This is a genomic window from Sulfurimonas sp. HSL-1656, assembly GCF_039645585.1.
Classification (GTDB): Bacteria; Campylobacterota; Campylobacteria; order Campylobacterales; family Sulfurimonadaceae; genus Thiomicrolovo; species Thiomicrolovo subterrani.
Genome location: NZ_CP147915.1, coordinates 1,851,700 through 1,868,403 on the forward strand (window position 1 = coordinate 1,851,700; position 16,704 = coordinate 1,868,403).

The 16,704-nt window shown below is 60.4% G+C and carries 16 protein-coding genes; 10 read left to right on the forward strand and 6 right to left on the reverse strand.

Going from position 1 to position 16,704, the window contains the following annotated elements; genetic code table 11:
* Positions 1-13: 13 nt before the first annotated feature.
* Genes WCX49_RS09630 through WCX49_RS09645 form a run of 4 tightly spaced genes read right to left on the reverse strand, consistent with a single transcriptional unit; the run spans position 14 to position 4,673 of the window.
* A complete protein-coding gene (locus WCX49_RS09630; RefSeq protein WP_345984881.1) occupies positions 14-898 on the reverse strand; it encodes an efflux RND transporter periplasmic adaptor subunit in 885 nt (294 codons plus the stop codon).
* A 10-nt stretch (positions 899-908) separates the two neighbouring features.
* Positions 909-1,109, reverse strand: coding sequence for a DUF1656 domain-containing protein (locus WCX49_RS09635; protein WP_345984882.1), 201 nt, complete (start codon positions 1,107-1,109; stop codon positions 909-911).
* Positions 1,100-3,244, reverse strand: coding sequence for an FUSC family protein (locus WCX49_RS09640; protein WP_345984883.1), 2,145 nt, complete (start codon positions 3,242-3,244; stop codon positions 1,100-1,102). The genes WCX49_RS09635 and WCX49_RS09640 overlap by 10 nt, the downstream gene beginning before the upstream one ends.
* Entirely contained in the window at positions 3,237-4,673 is a 1,437-nt protein-coding gene (locus tag WCX49_RS09645; protein WP_345984884.1) for an efflux transporter outer membrane subunit, read from the reverse strand. Before WCX49_RS09645 ends, WCX49_RS09640 begins: the two co-directional genes overlap by 8 nt.
* Positions 4,674-4,889: 216 nt before the next feature.
* Here WCX49_RS09645 and WCX49_RS09650 point away from each other — a divergent pair, with 216 nt between their 5' ends.
* Complete coding sequence (locus WCX49_RS09650; protein ID WP_345984885.1) at positions 4,890-5,768, forward strand: AraC family transcriptional regulator; 879 nt, start codon at positions 4,890-4,892, stop codon at positions 5,766-5,768.
* Positions 5,769-5,798: 30 nt separating this feature from the next.
* Here WCX49_RS09650 and WCX49_RS09655 read toward each other — a convergent pair whose 3' ends face one another.
* A complete protein-coding gene (locus WCX49_RS09655; protein ID WP_345984886.1) occupies positions 5,799-6,464 on the reverse strand; it encodes a response regulator transcription factor in 666 nt (221 codons plus the stop codon).
* A complete protein-coding gene (locus WCX49_RS09660) occupies positions 6,445-8,073 on the reverse strand; it encodes a cache domain-containing protein (protein WP_345984887.1) in 1,629 nt (542 codons plus the stop codon). The genes WCX49_RS09655 and WCX49_RS09660 overlap by 20 nt, the downstream gene beginning before the upstream one ends.
* A gap of 189 nt (positions 8,074-8,262) precedes the next feature.
* Here WCX49_RS09660 and WCX49_RS09665 point away from each other — a divergent pair, with 189 nt between their 5' ends.
* The 9 genes from WCX49_RS09665 (at position 8,263) to WCX49_RS09705 (ending at position 16,690) form a co-directional block, all read left to right on the forward strand.
* Positions 8,263-9,795: a hypothetical protein gene (locus WCX49_RS09665; protein WP_345984888.1), complete on the forward strand. Its 1,533-nt coding sequence runs from the start codon at positions 8,263-8,265 to the stop codon at positions 9,793-9,795.
* Between the two features lie 112 nt (positions 9,796-9,907).
* The gene (locus WCX49_RS09670; protein ID WP_345984889.1) at positions 9,908-10,420 is read left to right on the forward strand and encodes a peptidylprolyl isomerase; all 513 of its coding nucleotides are present in this window, start codon (positions 9,908-9,910) and stop codon (positions 10,418-10,420) included.
* A gap of 9 nt (positions 10,421-10,429) precedes the next feature.
* A complete protein-coding gene (locus WCX49_RS09675; RefSeq protein ID WP_345984890.1) occupies positions 10,430-11,512 on the forward strand; it encodes an epoxyqueuosine reductase QueH in 1,083 nt (360 codons plus the stop codon).
* 93 nt (positions 11,513-11,605) lie between these two features.
* Positions 11,606-12,049 carry a 3-hydroxyacyl-ACP dehydratase FabZ gene (gene fabZ / locus WCX49_RS09680; RefSeq protein ID WP_345984891.1) on the forward strand — a complete coding sequence of 148 codons (444 nt, stop codon included), beginning with the start codon at positions 11,606-11,608 and terminating at the stop codon, positions 12,047-12,049.
* A 9-nt stretch (positions 12,050-12,058) separates the two neighbouring features.
* Positions 12,059-12,838: an acyl-ACP--UDP-N-acetylglucosamine O-acyltransferase gene (gene lpxA, locus WCX49_RS09685; RefSeq protein WP_345984892.1), complete on the forward strand. Its 780-nt coding sequence runs from the start codon at positions 12,059-12,061 to the stop codon at positions 12,836-12,838.
* A gap of 3 nt (positions 12,839-12,841) precedes the next feature.
* Positions 12,842-14,080, forward strand: coding sequence for an ATP-dependent Clp protease ATP-binding subunit ClpX (gene clpX / locus WCX49_RS09690; protein ID WP_345984893.1), 1,239 nt, complete (start codon positions 12,842-12,844; stop codon positions 14,078-14,080).
* A 9-nt stretch (positions 14,081-14,089) separates the two neighbouring features.
* Positions 14,090-15,127, forward strand: coding sequence for a rod shape-determining protein (locus tag WCX49_RS09695; protein ID WP_231018803.1), 1,038 nt, complete (start codon positions 14,090-14,092; stop codon positions 15,125-15,127).
* Positions 15,120-15,878, forward strand: coding sequence for a rod shape-determining protein MreC (gene mreC / locus WCX49_RS09700; RefSeq protein ID WP_345984894.1), 759 nt, complete (start codon positions 15,120-15,122; stop codon positions 15,876-15,878). Before WCX49_RS09695 ends, mreC begins: the two co-directional genes overlap by 8 nt.
* Positions 15,875-16,690 carry a MipA/OmpV family protein gene (locus WCX49_RS09705; protein ID WP_345984895.1) on the forward strand — a complete coding sequence of 272 codons (816 nt, stop codon included), beginning with the start codon at positions 15,875-15,877 and terminating at the stop codon, positions 16,688-16,690. The genes mreC and WCX49_RS09705 overlap by 4 nt, the downstream gene beginning before the upstream one ends.
* Positions 16,691-16,704 lie beyond the last annotated feature (14 nt).

Here is a 16,704-nt window from a genome sequence, read left to right on the forward strand (position 1 = left end):
ATTGGCCTGCGCCTTATTCGGAAACCGGCGGCTTGATTCTGACGGTACACGTCATACCGGCGGCAACGGTAAACCCCTCCGGGACCGTGTCGATATGGATCCGGACCGGGATACGCTGTGCCAGGCGGACCCAGGTGAAGGTCGGGTTGACGTTTGCCAGCAGCCGCTCGCCCGTGGCGTTGTCCCGGTCGGAGATCCCCCTCGCGATACTCTCGACATGCCCCTTGAGGGTGTATTTGCTTCCCAGCATTTTCATCTCCGCCAAGTCGCCGACGCGGATGAGGGAGAGTTTATGCTCTTCAAAATAGCCGTAGACCCAGAAGGAGTCCGCTTTGACAAGCGCCATGCGGCTCTCGCCGCGTTCGACATAGTCGCCCGCCCTGAGCAGCAGGTTCGAGACCCAGCCGTCGCAGGGCGCGCGGACAGCGGAGCGCTGCAGGTCGAGCGCAGCGGTTTCCGCACGGGCCTGCGCCTCCTCGTAGCGCGCCTTAGCGATGTCGGCTTCGAGCCGCGCATCCTCGCGGCTCTCCTGTGAAACCGTCTCGCTGTCTAGGGCCGCACGCCTGAGGTACTGGCGCTGCTTCATCTCGTACTCTGCTTTGCGGGTCCGGGCCACCGCTTCGGCTTCGTGCAGGGCATGCTCGAAACGGGCCCCGTCCACGCTGAACAGCAGGTCGCCGCGTTTGACGAACTGGTTGTCGGCAACGGCGATGCGGCTCACCAGGCCGCTCACGTCGGGCGCGACCATAACGATGTCCGCGCGCACACGGCCGTCGCGGGTCCATGAGCTCTCCATATAATTCTGCCAGAGCAGCAGCGCGAGGAAAACAGCGACGGCCACTACCGTAAAGGTAATGGTATAGCGCACCAGTTTGGAAAGCTTGGTATTGAGAGTCATCCTATCCCTTTCAAGTATAGATCAACAGGCACGGCAGGGTAAAAAGGCAGACGAAAACCGCCGTCCTGAAAAGCCCCGGGTGCCAGACATGTTTATAGACCCCGGCATCGGCAAGGATGCGGTCCACCAAAATCTGTAAAACGGCCGCCGCCGCGAAGATGGGCAGGAGCGTAGGCATCTGGATGCCCAGCAGGGTGATCTCTAGCGGCATGTATCCTCCGTCACGACCGGCAGCGACCCTTCACTCAGCATGATCGTACGGATCAATGCCAGTTCCGCCGCCGCCTTTTGTATCCTTTTCAGCTCGGCCGCGCCCGCCGAATCCCCCTGCGCATGCAGGACCGCGACCGCCTCCTTGAGCGTCATGAGCAGCATCCGCCGCATCTGCTCCGAGGGGGTTGCAAAGTAGTTCCGGACCGCGTAGATCGCACCGTCCAGGCTGTCGGATGCCGCCGAAAGCGGCAGCCGCTTCCGGCTGCGCCGCACGGCAATGACCGCACGGCCGATCTCCAGCGTCGAAAGCAGCCATGTGTACACCAGACGGCTCGAGCGCATGTTCAGGCGCCCCTGCGTCGAAAACTGCTGCACCATGTCACGCCCCGTGCTCTCAAGCGCGCTGCGCTGCACCGTGATCGTGCCGCTGCACAGCGTCACGATCTGCCGGCGCAGGATCTTCGCGACACGCTGCTGCGTCAGCGAACAGGACCAGAAGTTGACCAGCAGGTACGCCAGACCGGCGAAACCGATCCCGATCAGGTACGCCAGCGTGCTCTCCATAAAGACCGTCGGATCGACCCGGAAGTAGGGGTCGAGCGAACACTGGTACATGAACAAGAAAATGAAGCCCAGCGCGAAACCGCTCCACCGGGGCTGCGTCGTCCACCACGCCACCACGGCCAGTACAGGGGCAAGCACCAGGGCGAGGGTCAGCATGTCCGAGGTGTACTCGGGAATAATGTAAAAATCGTAGACCGCCGCCACGGCCACGGCACTCACCCCGCCTTTGAAAAAGTTCATCACCGCGGCGAGCGGGCTCGGCAGGGTCCCGATGAGCAGCCCCAGCACGACTGCCAGGGTCACGGTCAGCGTCGCGTAGGGCCACCCGGTCACGATCCAGAACAGCATCGTCACCAGCAGCACCCCGCTGCCCCGCAGTGCCGCCAGCGCGACGAGGACGCTGTCGGTATGGGTCGAAAACCGCACGACGCGGCTGAGCTCCCGGGACGCCCTCCCCGAGAGGCGGTGCCGCAGGAAGGCCCGGTAGGTCACGCAGTGGATGTGGAGTTCGCCAAGCAGCCGCACGATGAGGCCGGACGCCGAGCTGAAAGCCTCGTAGGCATCAGCTTCCAGGAACGGTGCCAGACGGAGCCGTTCCTCCTCCACCAGGGTCTGAAGCACTTCTTTGGCCTCCAGCACGCCGGCAATGATGCCGTCGAGCTCTTCGACGGAGACCGGTGTGCGCGGCGACGCATTCACCACCGAAGCGACCGGGGCGTAAAGTCCGGCCAGCGACTCCCGTGCCTCGGGGGGCATGCGCTCGCCGGCGGCGGCCAGGATGTTTTTGAGCGAATGGAACGTCGTCGAGAGGTGCATATACTCCTGGTTGAGCTGTCCCGAAAGCTGCCGGGCCTTGCGGTCGGTGCCGCTTTCAAAGCTGCTGTTGATCCGCACGGCATGCAGACCGACGACGCCGGAGAAGCCCGCACTCCCGGGTTCCGTTTCCGTGCCGGCTGCGAAGAGCGCGTCGCCCTCGCCGAGGATGGAAAAGAGGTTGGCGAACCGCTCCCGCTCACTGGCCAGCAGCGAATCGAACAGCTTGCGCGGGAAGACCATGTCACTCACGAGCGTCGCGCTCATAATCCCGATGATGACCTCCGAAAAGCGCGACACGGCGATGCTGAAAATCTCCAGCGGCGTCTCGATCACGGGAAGGGCCACGATGCAGAGCGTGTAGCCCGCAAGAACGAAACCGTAGGACTGGAAATTGCGGAATTTCAGCCCGGCGCCGGTACAGAGCCCGATCCAGAGCGCGAAAAACGCGATGAACCAGACGGGGTCCTGCGCGAAGAGGCCCATCATCAGCAGGGAAACGCCGACCCCGGCGATCGTCCCCAGGACACGGTAGTAGCTCTTGGAAAAGACCAGGCCGCTTTGCGGCTGCATGACCAAAAAGGTCGTGAAAATCGCCGTACGCGGGTCGGGCAGGTTCAGCGTCATCGAGATGACCAGCGCGAGCAGCCCGGCAAAGGTCGCCTTCGCCATATAGGTCAGGACGGGCGCGTCCGTCGCGAGCCACTCACGCGCCGTACGCTTCCAGGATAACGGCTGCACCAGGGTATTAGTCATTTGCATCCTCCTTCGCGTCCGGGTCACGGTAGCCGCCGCCGAGCGCGTTGATCAGGGCGATCTTGAGGCCTGCGCGCTCCTCGCGCAGCGCGATGCCGGCCAGTTCGCCGCGCCAATACGCCCTTTTGGCCTCCAGGTAGGGCAGCTTGTCCGTCAATCCGCCGCCAAACCGCTTCTGCGCGAGGGCCGCATTGCGCTGCTTCGCGCGTATATCCGTGTCATGCAGCTGCGTCTGCGAGACGATGAGTCTGGTGCGTTTCAGGACGCCGACGACCTCATTCGCCGCCTTGATGACGGCCGCGTTGTAATCGTTGACGGCGCGGTTGTAGTCACTGACGCTGGCCTGCAGGTTCGCTTCCCGGGCGCCGCCGTCGAACAGGGGGAGCGAAAGGGCCGCACCCCCCGCGGGAGCGTAGGACGACGCCGCGAGCAGCTTGCCGAAATCAAACGAGATAAACCCGAGCAGCCCGGTGAGGCTGATATTGGGGTAGAACTGCGCCTTGGCCTGCTCGATGTTCTGCTCTTTGCTGAGGACAATGTATTTGCAGACCGTCACGTCGGCGCGGTGCGCGACCAGGTCCAGGCGGACTGCTTCGGGGAGGGGCACCTCGGTGTCTTCGCGGAGCTTCGGCACGGCCAGGGTGTCGGTATAGGAGGGCAGGAACCCGCCCAGGATGCCGATCCCCTCTAACTTGCCAGCAATAGCCCGCTTGACGGCGGCCTTTTCCCCTCTGAGGGCCGCCACCTCCGCCTGTTTCGCATAGAGCGCCGTGGCGTCGATCAGCCCCTGTTTCCATTTTTTTTCCAGGATGGCCTGCTCCTCGACCAGCGCGCGCTCGGAGGTCTCGAGAAGAAGCAGGCGCTCCCCGTCGAAGTGCCAGGAGAGGTAGAGCGTGGAGATACCGACGGCAAGGGCCAGTCTCGCCGCATCGACGGCCGCTTTCTGCGCCAGGGCGCCATACGCTGCGGAACGGATCCTTGATGCGCGTTCGTCCCAGAAATCGAAGGTGTAGTCCAGGCTGACACCCGTCTCGTAAAGGGTGTACGTCCCTCCGCCGAGGGGTGCGGGGAAAATGTGGTTCGCGCTGAAACGCTCCCGCGTGACGGCGGCATCGGCCGAGACATGGGGCACGTTGCCCGACTGCGCGGCGGCAATGGCGCTGTTTGCCAGCGCATAGCGCGCTTCGACGCTTTTGAGAGCCGGTGCGTTGCGCAGCGCGTTTTCGATCAGCGCGTCGAGCTGCGCGTCGCCGTACCCTTTCCACCAGTCGGTCTCCAGGCGCGCTTCGGGCAGTTGTGACCCCGGAGCGTCCTGCCCCAGTTCGCGGGAAAGGTCCGGTGTCGCCATCGGTGCCTGTTTGTCGGTCATCGGCACGCAGGCGCCGAGGAAGAGCGCCGGAAGAAGTCCGAATAGGAATCTGTAATGCATTTCTGTATGGCTCTAATGGGATAGGTTTTCGGTGTCAGTTATGTTTTGGATAGCAGCGATTTTCCACCCGTTTCGGGTGCTCTGTTTTTCACGCATTTTGCATCTGGCATTCGGCGGAATTATAGTCGTTTCACCAAGGGAATTCCATACATTCCGCAACCTATAAATCAACACTTCTTGCATCCAAAGTTGGCATATCTTGCTATAATTTCTCTTATGAAAAAAGGCTCCGAACGCCACAGAACCAAAATCACCAACGACCTAATGCACTATATCTACGAGCATATAGACACGCCGATCAACCTGGATACCCTCAGCGCCGATTTCGGGGTCTCAAAGTTCCACATGCACCGGCTCTTCAAGCGGGAGTTCGGCAGGAACATCCACGAGACGATCCAGTCGATCCGGCTGCAGATGGCGGCGAACCTGCTCATCACCAACAAGAAATCCACCATTTCAAAGATCGCCGCCATGACCGGCTACAGTTCGCAGACCTCCTTTATCAGGGCCTTCGGCAAAAAATTCGCGATGACGCCGAAAGCGTGGCGCAACGGCGGGTTCATGGCCTATTCGGATACGATCGTGCGGGAGATGCCGGACGACCTGACCTCCGACGTCACCTATGAAAATCTTTCGCCCGTTATCAAAAAGATGCCGTCATTCAAGGTCTACTATATCCGGCACCGGGGGTACGACGATGCCATCAAGCAGTGCTGGCAGAAGCTCCAGGCGTTTACCCTCGGCAGCGACATCCGGAACTATGCGCAGATCGCGCTCTATCACGACAACCCGATCATCACCCCGCTGGATGAGTGCCACTACGTCGCCTGCATCGTCCTCAACGAACCCTTTAACGCCGAAAAGGTCCCCCTGCCCTCGTTCGAGATACACGGGGGCGTCTACGCGGAGTTCACTGCACGCGGGTACCGTAACGATATCCTGAAACTGATCCGCTGGGTCTACCATGAGTGGCTCCCCTCGAGCGGGTACGAGACCACGGCGAAGCACGCCTACCTCATCTACGACGACAACGACTTTTTAAACGAGACGGGATTTTTCTCCCTGAAGTACTACATTCCCATCGTCCTGCCGTAACCCGGCCGAGACAGGTGCGGCACAGGGCCCCTATTTCAATGATCCGTCGATCATGTACCCCATGGCACGGATATTCTGGATGAAATCCTCTTTCAACGCTTTTTTCAGGCGGTTCACCTCGGCACGGATCGTCGCGTTATCGATGATCGCTTCGTCCCAGACGTAGATGCGGAACGTTTCGAAATCGACCACCCGGTTCATGTTGCGCGCAAGCAGGTCGATGATCTGGTGCTGGCGGCGGGTCAGGGTCTGCGGTACGTTGTCGAAAAGCAGGGTCTCGTTGAGCATGTCGTAGCTGTAGCGCTTGGAGAGGCGCAGGTGTTTGCGCTGCTCGGGCGGGACGTCGCGCATGACCCGGTTGATGTGCAAGAGAAGCTCCTGCAGGTGGAAGGGCTTTTTGAGGTAGTCGAAGCAGCCCAGCTCGTACGCCTTCGAGATCTCGGCGATGTCGGTCTGCGCGCTCGTAAAGATCGCCGGGACGGCAAGTTTCGCCGCATTGAGTTGTTCGAGCAGGCTCAGGCCGTCGATGGAAGGGACGTTGATGTCAAGGATCAGCAGGTCGTACCCGCCCTTCATGATTGCCTCCAGCGCCTCCGCACCGTCGACAAAGGCGTCGACCCGGTGGTTGTGCATCTGCAGGTATTCGCTCACGGCGCCCTGGAGCATCACCTCATCTTCAAGCAGCAGGATTTTCATCGCACCCCCCTTTCGCAATAATATAGGTAAACGCCGTCACGCCGGCTTCGGAGCGGATGTCCGTCTCGATGCCGTACTTGTTGCAGATGGACTTGACCAGGTGCAGCCCCAGCCCGAAGCCGCTCAGCTCGTCCGCTTCCCGGTAGAAGGCTTCGAAGACCTTCTCCGGGCGGTCGATGGGATTCGAACGCGTCGTAAAACGCATCCGGGCCGTCTGCGCCACCACTTCCAGCTCAATGTCGACCGTACTGTCGGGATAGGCGTACTTGATGGCGTTGGAAAGGTTGTTGTCGACGAGGCGCCGTAGCTCCTCCTCGTTGATACAGACCGGGACCGCCTCCGCGATCCTTGCCGCCGCTTTCAGGCGGTTCGCCGTCATGACACTCTCGAAAAATGCCAGCCGCCCCTGCAGGAAAGCCCCCAGGTCGATCGTGTCGGAGGGGTAGTCGATCCGCTCTTTTTTGACCATGTAACGCAGGTCGTCGAAGATCGTATGGAGCATCTTCGCCGCCGCTTCGATATGGCCGAGGAAGCGGTCCTCGCCGTGCATGTGGCGGTAGAGATCGATCTGCGTCATGATCACCGCCAGCGGGGTGTTGACCTCGTGGATGGACTGCTTGATGAAAGCGTCCTGCGACTGCACCAGCTGGTCGCTGAACGCCTTCTCCTTCTGCAGCTTGGCCGTTTTGTCCCGCACCTTCTGCTCCAGCGAGGCGTTGAGTTCGGAGAGCTCGAGGTTGCGGCTGTGGATCGTGTCGACCATCGCGTTGACGTGAACGACCAGGGTCTGGAACTCGGCGATCCGGATCTGTTCACGCTCGATGACGACGTAGCGCGACGCGGCGAGGGAGAAGAAGTCGCTGAAGGTGCGGATCTCGTCGCGCAGGACCTTGTTGATGAGCTTGATCCCGCTGAGTGCCAGGGCAAAGAGGATGGCGCTGAGGGTGAGGATCTCCATGACGTACTTGATGAGCTGGTCGCGTTTTTGCAGTTTTTTCTCCGCGATCAACGCGTCGATGTCATCCAGGTAGACCCCCGTACCGATGAGCCAGTGCCAGGGTTCGAAGATGACGGCCGAGGCGATCTTCGGGGAGAGTTCCCCCGTCGTCGGCTTCTCCCACACATAGTGCAGAAAACCGCCCTCGCGCGCCGCGGCGATGAGCCCGTCGTGGACGGCGACCCCGTTCACGTCATGGACGTTGCGCATATTCTTTCCGAAGTTCTCGGGCTTGTTCGGATCGTTGACGTTGATGCCGTCGACCGTATAGATAAAGATGTATTTGCTGCCGTCCCCGCGGTCATAGAGGGCGTTGATCGCATCGATGATATTGTGCTGGAGCACCTGTTCATCAAGACGGCCGTTCCAGCGTTCATACTCATGCTCGATGAAGCTGATCGCGCGCTGCGTCTCTTCGCGGATCATCTCTTTTTGCTGCTGCAGGTAGCTTGCACGCATCTGCGCGGCATCGCGGTCGAAATCCCGGTACTCTTCGAATATGACCAGCAGCGTAAAAAGCATCGCAAAACAGAAGAGTGCCACAATGGCCAGGAAGTTGATCTTCTCCAGGCTGATCGTATGCCAAAGGCCGTGCGATGCTTTTCTTTTCAAATGCTTATATCCCGTTTTCCCGTTAACTCTATTGAAGTTTATCCTAAAACAGCGTGCAGAAAAAATCCTGCCGGGGCCGGAGAACAACACACCCCGGCCAAAAAATACACCGCGGCAGCATCGGCGTGCCGTGCAGCGGATGCTATAATGCCCCGCAACTGTCAAAAAGCGTTACCCGAAGGTGCCCCTATGCCCAAACTGCCGCTGTTTCATGTTCCCGATAGACTCTACAAGGCCCTCCCCCTGCTCTTTGCGCTGCTGCTGCCGGTAGAGACGCTCCGCGCATCGCAGGATGTCCAGACCTACACCTCGCAGGGGCTGGTCGTCGCCGACTACCAGGTCATCGACCTTCCCGGCAGCGACGCCATCGACCTGCTCGGCCTGCGCTACCTGCTGCAGCTCAACGACTGGCTCTATTTCGGTCTCGGTGCCCATGCCCCGCTGGTCCGCGGGGATTACGGCGGGTTCATGACCCTGGATGCCACGCTGCATGCCCAGTACCCCCTCTATGAGGGGCTCTTTATCGACGCGGGGGCCACCGTGGGCGGCGGCGGCGGGGGTTCCAGCATCGCGCAGAGCAAAGAGCTCTCCGGTTCGGGCGGCTTCGGCATCGGCTATATCGGTCTGGGGTACGAGTTCGACAACCACTTCTCCGTCGGCGTGAACTACGCCTACATCAAATTTGAAGACTCCCAGATCGACAGTTCCCAGGTCAATTTCTTTGTCGAAAAGGCGGTCGATTACACCGCCGCGTCCTATGCCGATGCCGGCAAGATCGTCCCCGCGCTGGTCAAGCTGCTGGGCAGCAAAGAGCATATCCTGACGTTTGAAATGAACAACCTCTTTCAAATCGACCCGACGGGCACGAACAAGAAGACCGTCAACACGATCGCGCTGCAGTTCTCCCATTTCCTCGATGATGCCAACTACCTCTTCGTCGAAGCGGAAATCGGCTACAAGGGCCTTCCGCTCTATAACCAGGTGCTCCCCGGCGCCGGCCGCCGCTTCTCCCTCTCTCCCCACGTTCACCTCTACGGCCAGGTCGGCGTCGGATCGGGAGGGTATTCGCCCGACCTCATCGACACCGGCTCCGGGCTGCTGGTCTACCCCAAGGCGTCGCTGGAGTACCTCCCGGGCGACGATTGCGGTCTGGCCCTCTCCGGCGGCTACCTGGCCGCACCGACGGGAAGCTCCAGAAACTATACGCTGGGGGCCTCCCTCAATTACCATCTCACCGGCGCCAAGAAGGGCACGGCAGGCGGGCGTACCTTCAAAGGGTTCCGCCTCAGCGTCTTTCCCCAGAGCGAGCTGAATGTCAAAGTGGACGGTGCGAGCCACCACGACGTGCATATGCTCTCCACCCAGCTCGACGCCCTGCTGGACCCCCACTGGTACTTTGCCACGCAGGTCAGTGTCGCCTATAACGACTACCTGGGCTACCCGGGGTACGGCGAGATCCTGGCGGGGGTAGGGATCCAGAACCGCTACACGCCTTCCACGCGCTTCCAGAGTTTTTTCCAGCTCCTGCTGGGCACCAACGTGGACGGCGTCGTCTTCAAACCTTCCGTCGGCACGACCTATACGCTCACGGACCGTATCGCACTCTATGCCCAGGTTGGGCAGATCATGTCCGTCAACAGCCAGGACCTCTACCGGGAAGACCGTCCCTTCAGCGCGACCTCCGTCGGGGCAGGCCTCTCTTACCGTTTTTCGCTGCCCTAAGCAGAGCGGCAGCCTTGGCCTATGCCGTTTTCTACGGGTAACCCGATTTAAAAACCGCCCGTTAAGTTTTTCCCAAATATAATGCGCTTTAAAATAGACAGGAGTACTACCTATGTTCGGTTTCGGAAAACAAGAACTCAAGACCTACGACTACAGCGCCGAGGAGATGGCATCGTTCCAATGGGCGAAAATGACGACGAGCAAGGGTGTCATGTGGCTCAAACTCTACAACGAAGAGACGCCGAACACGGTCGCGAACTTCGCCTTCCTGGTCAAAGACGGCTACTATGACGGCCTGAACTTCCACCGTGTCATCCCGGGCTTCATGGCCCAGGGCGGCTGCCCGCACGGTACGGGTACCGGCGGTCCGGGCTGGGCCATCGCGTGCGAAACGAAGAATAACGTTCACAAGCATGTCAAAGGGACCCTCTCCATGGCCCACGCGGGTCCGAACACGGGCGGCAGCCAGTTCTTCATCTGTTTCGTCCCGTGCCCGCACCTCGACGGCGTCCATACCGTCTTCGGCGGCATCGAAGCCGGTGACGCAGACTCCATGGCCGTGCTCGACAGCATCGCCGGCCAGGACAAGATCGAGAAAGTCGAAATTCTCGCCGAAAAGGCGTAAGTTACCGCCATGCTCGTCCATATCTGCTGCAGCGTCGACTCCCACTTCTTCCTGGAGAAGCTGCAGCACGACTTCCCCGAGGAGAAGCTCACGGGCTTCTTCTACGACCCCAATATCCACCCCTACTCCGAGTACCGCCTGCGCTACCTTGACGTCCAGCGTTCGTGCAAGAAACTCGGCATCGATCTGCTCGAAGGCGCATACGACTTCGAAACGTGGATGGACGCCGTGCGGGGATTGGAAAAGGAGCCGGAGAAAGGGGCGCGCTGCGAGGTCTGCTTCGACCGCCGTTTCGAGGTGAGCGCGAACAAAGCCCTGGAACTGGGCGAAAAACGGATGACGACCACCCTGCTGGTGAGCCCGCTCAAGTCCCAGGAGCAGCTCAAGCGCGTCGGAGACGCCTTCCACGCGGAGCACGGCGTCGAGTTCATCGCCGTCGACTACCGCGCCGGCGGCGGCACCCAGGACCAGAGCCGCGTCACCAAGGAGCAGCAGCTCTACCGCCAGGACTACTGCGGCTGCCTCTTCGGGCTGAGCATGCAGCGCGAACACCAGGATCGCCTGATGGACGAGATGTTCTCCCCTATCGACGGCCGCATCCTGCCCGCCTCCATCGAGGAGCGGCTGGCCATGTACGAGCAGCGGATGGCGCTGGAAGACGCAGGTAAGACCTACCGCATCGTCAAGCAGAAGTTCCTCAACTACCGCCAGTTCACCTGCCGTCTCACCCGGGGAAAAGCGGAGTCCGTCCCTGCTTACGCCCTGCACTATTCGACCCTGCCGCGTACACGCGCCAGCGGGAAAGTGGAGTACGAACAGCACGGTATTTACTATTTCAACCGCGACGACGTCCGTTTCATCACCATTGAAACCTTCAACCGCCGCCTGGGAACATCGTATGAAAACGTCAAGGCGCTCTGCTTTGAACCGCCCGCTCTCGAAGATGAACTGGCCCTGCGGCAGCAGCTCTGCGACACCCCGTTCGACCTTTCTCCCGTTATCGTTGTCGACGACACACCAGAGGGCAAACTCACCCTTACCCTCGACGCCAAGGTATACGAAGACACGAAAGAGCGGCTCATCGCAGACTAATCGGTTATTAACCCCTTTTTCGCTAAAATCACTCACTTTTCCCCGGACAAAACATGCCGGGCAACCTATCAGAAAAAGGAAGATCCAACCACTATGATCGATGTTGTCGAAATTCAGAAAATTCTGCCGCACCGCTTCCCGTTCCTCCTCGTAGACCGCGTCACCGAACTCAACCCGAACGAGTCCCTCACCGGTTACAAGAACGTGACCATCGGCGAACAGATCTTCGAAGGCCACTTCCCTGGCCACCCTATCTATCCGGGCGTTATGATCCTCGAGGGGATGGCGCAGGCCGGCGGTATCCTGGCATTTAAAAGCATGGATATGACCGAAGAGGAAGCGGCACAGAAAGTTGTCTACTTCATGAGTATCGACGGTGCGAAATTCCGCAATCCCGTCCGCCCGGGCGACCGCCTGGAATACCGCATGAAAGTCGTCAAGCATAAAGGTGCCATCTGGATCCTCGAGGGCAAGGCCTATGTGGACGACAAGCTCGTCTCCGAAGCCGAGCTCAAAGCGATGATCGTCGACAAGTAAGGCAGGCAAATGAGCAAAATCTCACCGCAGGCGATCATCGAAGCGGGCGCCGTTATCGGCGACGACGTCGAAATCGGCCCCTTCTGTTTCATCTCTTCCGAAGCCACCATCGGCGACGGCACCAAGATCGCCCAGGGCGCCTGTATCTACGGGAAGACGACCATCGGCAAGCATAACGAGATCTTCTCCTATGCCGTCCTCGGCTCCATCCCGCAGGATCTGAAATTCGGCGGTGAGGATGTGGAACTCATTATCGGCGATTACAACAAGATCCGCGAGTTCACCCTCTTCAACCCGGGCACCAAAGGCGGCGGCGGCAAAACGATCATCGGCAGCCACAACCTCTTTATGGGCTACGTCCATATCGGGCACGACGTCATCATCGGCAACCACTGCATCCTGGCCAATGCCGCGACGCTGGCCGGACACGTCGAAATGGGCGACTACGCCGTTATCGGCGGGATGACCCCGATCCACCAGTTCGTCAAGATCGGCGACTTCGCGATGATCGCCGGCGCGTCGGCGCTGTCGCAGGACGTCCCGCCCTACTGTATGGCCGAGGGCAACCGCGCCGTTATCCGGGGCCTCAACCTGACCGGCCTGCGCCGCCACACGGAACGCAACGACATCGATGCCCTCAAGTCCGCCTACCGCGACCTCTTCGAATCGGGCCAGCCCCTCAAAGAGACGGCGGCGGAACTGGTGGAGAGCAGCGAAAACCACTACGTACACAACCTGTGTAACTTTATCCTGAAAACCAAACGGGGTATCCCCTTTGAGAGGAAGTAAGTCATGAAAGATCGTCACTGCAGCTTCTGCGGCACCCATGAAAGCGACGCCAACCCCCTGATCGCGGGGAACGACGCCTACATCTGCAAGAACTGTGTCTTCTCCGCCTACAAGATCATGTTCGGCGACGAAGAGGCCCTCACCGAAGCGGATTACAAGCTCGTCGAACATGTCGGCGAACTGATGACGCCCAAGGAGATCAACGCCTTCCTGGGCGAGTACATCATCGGGCAGGAGCGTGCCCGCAAGCTGCTCTCGGTCGCGGTCTACAACCACTACAAGCGGATCTTCAAGCAGCACGACCTCGACGACGACACGGAGATCGCCAAATCGAACGTCCTGCTGATCGGACCGACGGGCAGCGGGAAGACCCTGATGGCCCAGACGATCGCCCGCATCCTCAACGTCCCCCTGGCGATCGCCGATGCGACGAGCCTCACCGAGGCGGGTTACGTCGGCGAGGATGTCGAGAACATCCTTACCAAGCTGCTGCAGGCCGCCGACGGCGACGTCGAGCGCGCCCAGCAGGGGATCCTCTTCATCGACGAGATCGACAAGATCGCCCGCATGAGTGAAAACCGCTCCATCACCCGCGACGTCTCCGGCGAAGGGGTCCAGCAGGCGCTGCTCAAGATCATTGAGGGCTCCGTCGTCAACATCCCGCCCAAGGGGGGCCGAAAGCACCCCAACCAGGACTTCATCGCGATGGATACCTCCAATATCCTCTTCATCTGCGGGGGCGCCTTCGACGGCATGCAGGAGATCCTCAAGCGCAAGGCGGGCAAGAACGTGCTCGGTTTCGGCCACGAAAAGAAAAGCACCGCCGAGCAGGAAGTCACCATGCAGATGGTCGAGCCCGATGATCTCGTGCATTACGGCCTGATCCCGGAGCTGATCGGCCGTCTGCCGGTCATCGCTTCGCTCAACGAGATCAGCGAAGAGGATATGATCCGCATCCTCACCGAACCGAAGAACTCGCTCATCCGCCAGTACGCCAAGCTCTTCGCCATCGACAGCGTCAAACTGACCTTCGAAGAGGATGCCCTGCGCGCCATTGCCGCCAAGGCCAAAGCCCGCAAGACCGGGGCACGCGGCCTGCGTTCGATCCTCGAAGAGACGATGATCGACATCATGTACGAACTGCCCGATTACAGCGGTTACGAGGTCGTGATCACGGCCGAATGTATCACCGAGGGGGAGAAACCCCTCTACATCAAAACTGACGACAAGAAAAGCGCTTAAAGGAACACGATGCTTCTGAACAAACTGATCGGACTCTTCTCCAACGACCTCTCCATCGACCTGGGAACGGCCAACACCCTCGTCATTGCCAAGGGACACGGCATCATCATCAACGAACCCTCCGTCGTCGCCGTGAAGATGGAAAAATTCGGCCAGCAGCGCGTCCTGGCCGTCGGGCACGAGGCCAAGGAGATGGTCGGGAAAACCCCGGGCAACATCCGCGCCATCCGCCCGATGAAAGACGGCGTCATCGCCGACTTCGACATGACCGAAAAGATGATCCGCAAGTTCATCGAGAAGGCTCACGGCCGCTCGGCGCTGATCAGCCCGCGCATCATCATCTGCGTGCCGTACGGCCTGACCCAGGTCGAGCGTAAAGCCGTCCGCGAATCGGCCCTCTCCGCGGGCGCACGGGAAGTCTTCCTCATCGAGGAACCGATGGCTGCCGCCATCGGCGCAGGCGTAGACATCCGCGAACCGCAGGGGAACCTCGTCGTCGACATCGGCGGCGGTACGACCGAGATCGGCGTCGTCAGCCTCGGCGGGCTGGTGCTCTCCAAATCCATCCGCACCGCCGGCGACAAGATCGACAAAGCGATTATCGACTACGTCAAACGCAAATACAACCTCCTCATCGGCGACCGTACCGCCGAGGAGATCAAGATCGAGATCGGGACGGCCCTGCCGCTGGAAAAACGCCTGACAAAAGTCGCGACGGGCCGCGACCAGGTCGAAGGGATGCTCAGCACCATCGAGCTCACCAGCGACGACGCCTACGAGGCGATGAAAGAGCCCCTCAAAGAGATCGCCGAAGCGCTGCGTGACGTCCTTGAGAAGATGCCGCCAGACCTCGCCGGCGACATCGTCGACCACGGCATCATCCTCACGGGCGGCGGCGCCCTGATCCGCCAGCTCGACAAGTTCCTGGCGGACATCATCCGCATCCCGGTCTTCGTCGCCGACGAACCGCTCCTGGCCGTTGCCAAGGGAACGGGACGCGCCCTGGAGGAGATCGACCTGCTCCAGGAACTCTTCGAAAATGAGTAAGCGCGCCTCCGCGCTCCTCTTCCTGCTCCTGCTGTTCGCGGGCTCCGTCTTCTTTTCGACGACCCTGCAATCCCCCCTCCTCTCCGGCCTGCAATGGATCAACCACTCCTGGAATACCTTTACCACCGGTATCGGCAATATGATCGAAGAGAATTTCGAACAGCAGGAGACCATCCAGGCACTGCGTAAAGAGGCGGAACTCTACCGGCAGTCGCACCTGCTCCTGCACGAGATGGCTACCGAGTTCAACGCCCTGCTGGCGGAGAACAACTCCACCTTCCGCTTTGATCCCCGCCTTGCCCTTGTCCGTACCATCGCTTATGCCAACTTCGCCGACATGACCAAGCTCTGGCTGCAGATGGAGGATTTCAACGCCTCCCGCCTCTACGGCATGGTCTACAACGAAACGGCCGCGGGCATCGTCACGGCGCGCGACGGCAGACCGCTGGCCCTGCTCAACGGCGACTACCAGTGCACCTACGCCGTCTTCGTCGGCCCCAACAAGGCCCCTGGGATCGTCCGCGGCCGCAACAGCGACACGATGCTCGTGCAGTACATCCCAACCTGGATCGGCATCACCGTGGGCGACGAAGTCGTCACCTCCGGCCTGGACCACCTCTTTTTTCCCGGCATCAAGGTCGGAAGGGTCCGCTCCATCGAGCTGACCGGCGGCTACCAGAACGCCGTCATCGAGCCCTATTACAAAGGAAACGATCCGGATTATTTCCACGTGATCACCCGCATACGATGAAGAAATTTTTCCTCCTTACCCTGCTCCCGCTCCTGCTCTTTTCCAAAGACGACGTTTTCATCGGGGGCGGCCCCTATTTCCAGACCCTGCCCTATAAAGACGCCGACCCCGTCGTACTTGCTACACCCGTCATCTTCTTTGACAACTCCCTCTTCTACATCCGCTGGACCCGGGTCGGTATGTACTTCCTCGGCGACAGCGGCGAGACGCAGAGCTGGGGGCTCTCTTTCACGGCGCAGCCGCAGATCCTCGGCTACTACGAGCGCCGCGCGCTGACCCAGTTGAACCAGCGCTCAAAAACGCCCATCCTGCAGGGGATGGCGGAGCGCGACAGCGGCTGGGAAGGGGGCCTCTCGGCCGCTTATGCCCGCGGCGACTTCTTCGCGGAGTTTCTCATCATGCACGACATTACCGATACGAACAACGGGACGAAACTGCGGCTGGAGGCGGGGCAGAGCTTCAGCGTCGGCGACTGGTACTTCGTGCCGAGCGTCCTCGCCGTCTGGCTCTCGCAGCCCTTTGCAAACTACTATTTCGGCGTCAAAAACAGCGAAGAGAACCTGCTGATCGGCCGGCCCGCCTACCGCAGCGACGCAACGCTGAACCTGGCCGTGCAGACCTACGTCAAATACAACATCAACGCACACTGGCACCTGCTCGGCAATCTCCGCGCCGACCGCTTCGGCGACCCCGTCTCCGAGAGCCCCCTGACGGAGACCCGGGTCATGTACAGCGGCATGCTTTCACTGCTCTACTCCTTTAACCTTTTCGGCGAAGAAAAAGCCGTCCTGAACCCGCCGGAAAAGCGCTGAACGGCGCGGGAAGG

What these genes read in the sequence shown, in the direction of transcription:
- WCX49_RS09630 (WP_345984881.1), bottom strand. Translation starts at nt 898, where the DNA reads ATGACTCTCAATACCAAGCTTTCCAAACTGGTGCGCTATACCATTACC.
- clpX (WP_345984893.1), top strand. Translation starts at nt 12,842, where the DNA reads ATGAAAGATCGTCACTGCAGCTTCTGCGGCACCCATGAAAGCGACGCC.
- WCX49_RS09695 (WP_231018803.1), top strand. Translation starts at nt 14,090, where the DNA reads ATGCTTCTGAACAAACTGATCGGACTCTTCTCCAACGACCTCTCCATC.
- WCX49_RS09640 (WP_345984883.1), bottom strand. Translation starts at nt 3,244, where the DNA reads ATGACTAATACCCTGGTGCAGCCGTTATCCTGGAAGCGTACGGCGCGT.
- fabZ (WP_345984891.1), top strand. Translation starts at nt 11,606, where the DNA reads ATGATCGATGTTGTCGAAATTCAGAAAATTCTGCCGCACCGCTTCCCG.
- WCX49_RS09675 (WP_345984890.1), top strand. Translation starts at nt 10,430, where the DNA reads ATGCTCGTCCATATCTGCTGCAGCGTCGACTCCCACTTCTTCCTGGAG.
- mreC (WP_345984894.1), top strand. Translation starts at nt 15,120, where the DNA reads ATGAGTAAGCGCGCCTCCGCGCTCCTCTTCCTGCTCCTGCTGTTCGCG.
- WCX49_RS09655 (WP_345984886.1), bottom strand. Translation starts at nt 6,464, where the DNA reads ATGAAAATCCTGCTGCTTGAAGATGAGGTGATGCTCCAGGGCGCCGTG.
- WCX49_RS09645 (WP_345984884.1), bottom strand. Translation starts at nt 4,673, where the DNA reads ATGCATTACAGATTCCTATTCGGACTTCTTCCGGCGCTCTTCCTCGGC.
- WCX49_RS09650 (WP_345984885.1), top strand. Translation starts at nt 4,890, where the DNA reads ATGAAAAAAGGCTCCGAACGCCACAGAACCAAAATCACCAACGACCTA.
- WCX49_RS09670 (WP_345984889.1), top strand. Translation starts at nt 9,908, where the DNA reads ATGTTCGGTTTCGGAAAACAAGAACTCAAGACCTACGACTACAGCGCC.
- WCX49_RS09665 (WP_345984888.1), top strand. Translation starts at nt 8,263, where the DNA reads ATGCCCAAACTGCCGCTGTTTCATGTTCCCGATAGACTCTACAAGGCC.
- WCX49_RS09635 (WP_345984882.1), bottom strand. Translation starts at nt 1,109, where the DNA reads ATGCCGCTAGAGATCACCCTGCTGGGCATCCAGATGCCTACGCTCCTG.
- lpxA (WP_345984892.1), top strand. Translation starts at nt 12,059, where the DNA reads ATGAGCAAAATCTCACCGCAGGCGATCATCGAAGCGGGCGCCGTTATC.
- WCX49_RS09705 (WP_345984895.1), top strand. Translation starts at nt 15,875, where the DNA reads ATGAAGAAATTTTTCCTCCTTACCCTGCTCCCGCTCCTGCTCTTTTCC.